The organism is Moorena sp. SIO3I6 (genome assembly GCF_010672095.1).
Genome location: NZ_JAAHHU010000783.1, coordinates 1 through 2,216, shown reverse-complemented (window position 1 = coordinate 2,216; position 2,216 = coordinate 1). Strand labels below are relative to the sequence as shown.

Here is a 2,216-nt window from a genome sequence, read left to right as displayed (position 1 = left end):
TGTCGCGGTTGCCAGTGTTGGGATAGCCCGTCCGAAAATTGTAACGGGCAGGATGCCCGTTCCACCCACCGGGTCAAACTGATTACTGATTCCTGATGACTGAAAGCTTACCTTCAACATTTAACCTTGGCCAATAGGCCACGCTACGCGAACAACCTTGGCCAAAAGGCCACGCTACGCGAACAACAAACCTTCAACAAACCTTCAACTTTAACAAGATAGGGGGAGTTTGAGGGGGCGAAATTCCCCCACCTGGCCGTAGGCCACGCTACGCGAACGTTCAGGTGGGGGATGGATAGCCCCTTCAAATACCAGAGATCTGTTTTCTGACCCAGCTCTCTATGTATTCTCCAACGCTTACCCCAGAGTCTTTAGCTGCTAGCTGCAACCATTTCCAAGTGCTGTCTGTAAGCCAAATTCCGTGTTGTCTTTTTAGTTCGTCATAATGAGCGGGTGCTCCCCTCATTCTTTTCTGAGGATTTTTCCTTTTTGTGCTTGACATTTATATTTATCATCAACTATACTAATAATATAGCAGGTAAAGAGCACGGAGTTAAAGGATGTGATTTAATTTATGGCGAATCTTAGGCAGACATTTCGTATTTATCCCAATCAAACAGCTAATTCAAAGATGTTTTATGCGAGAAAACTGCATCAGTTACTCTATAACGCTGGGATAGCCGTTCGCCCTTGGCGGCTCCTTCGGAGCATCGTCGCTATGAATGGAAGGCTAACAAAAAATCCATAGGATACTTTGATCAGCAGAATTGCTTGCCTGATTTCAAGAAGTGCTGGCCGGAGTACAAGGAGTTATACAGTACTTCTTTGCAGGCCACTCTTAAAAGAGTAGATTTGGCATATAATCGGTTCTTCCAAGGGTTGAGTGAAATTCCAAAGTATAAACCAATTCGGAAATACTCTGGATGGACTTATCCTAGTAAAGCTGGTTGGAAGGTTAACACTGACGGGAAGAATGGCACTTTGACGTTAAACGACCTTGGCATCACTATAAAGATGCGTGGTCAAACAAAATCTTGGGGAACTCCAACAACCTTAACTATTACTTACAAGCCTAGTGTTAATGCTTGGTATGCTTCAATAACTGTCAAAATAGAATCCCAAACAGCTAAATACGGATCAGGATCTGACTTGACGTATGAAAAAATCGTAGCTTATGACTTGGGAACTGAAACAGCAATTACAGCTTTCAATGGCAGAGAGTTTGAGGAGATAGCTAACCAGCGCTTTACGAAGACCTTAGAATCCAAGGTTAAAGCCGCTGGTAAGGAAAAGCGCAGCAAACAGGCTCCTAATTTCAAAAAAGGCATAAAAGCGTCTAAGCGTTGGAAGAAGGCGAACAAAAAAGAATCCAAATTAAAAAGAAAAGTTGGGTTAGCGCGCAAGGATTGGCAACACAAAGTTACGTCAGATTTATCTAGTCGTTATGACATCGGCGTAACTGAAAAGCTAAATACAAAAGGGATGACCCTAAAAGCTAAGAAAGGGTCAAAAAGGAAAAAACAAAAAGCTGGATTAAACAAGGCTATTTTGGATGTGGGATTCGGCACTCTTAATAAAATGCTGACCTACAAAATCGAACTCAAAGGCGGAATTGTCCTTCAACTACCGACTAGACAATTAAAACCATCTCAGCGTTGTCCAGAATGTGGGAAAGTTCACAAAAGTTGGGCTGAACTATCGAATAGATACCATGTCTGTGATGCTTGCGGCTTTGAGTTCGATAGAGACAAGACAAGCGCAATGGTAATGTTCAATGCAGCTAATGGAAAACAGCCGGGGTACGGGACTGACCTCGATAAACGTGGATTTTCTAGCTCTACCTCAAAGACTAGTAAGCACACTGGCTCGATGAGGCAACTAGGAAAGATGAAGCGTCAAAAATCACGTTCTAAGGACGGGTCTGCTGACACCCCGTCCTGGCCGTAGGCCACGCCAAAGGCGAACGACCAGGACGGGGTAGTTCATTTAAACTAAAACACTAAAGGAGTAGTGTGATTTTAAGTCAAGTCAACTTGACCTAACTATTACCTCTAGGCTTGACCTATAAGATAAATTCTGGAAGATAAATCCTGTAGGCTTGAGTGAAACTTTATAATAGCTTTGCTTAAATTGGCTAAACAAGTAGTTTGGCTAAATGCCAGTATAGTGTTGGGACAAGTATAGGACAAATTAATGGCTCAGGAAAGAACTTTACC

At 42.9% G+C, this 2,216-nt stretch carries 1 protein-coding gene; it reads left to right on the top strand.

The annotated features are described in order from the left end of the window. The first annotated feature begins 690 nt into the window (after nucleotides 1–690). Nucleotides 691–1,947, top strand: a complete 1,257-nt coding sequence (locus F6K49_RS42690) for a transposase (RefSeq protein WP_366510738.1) — start codon at nucleotides 691–693, stop codon at nucleotides 1,945–1,947. The last annotated feature ends 269 nt before the right edge of the window (nucleotides 1,948–2,216 follow it).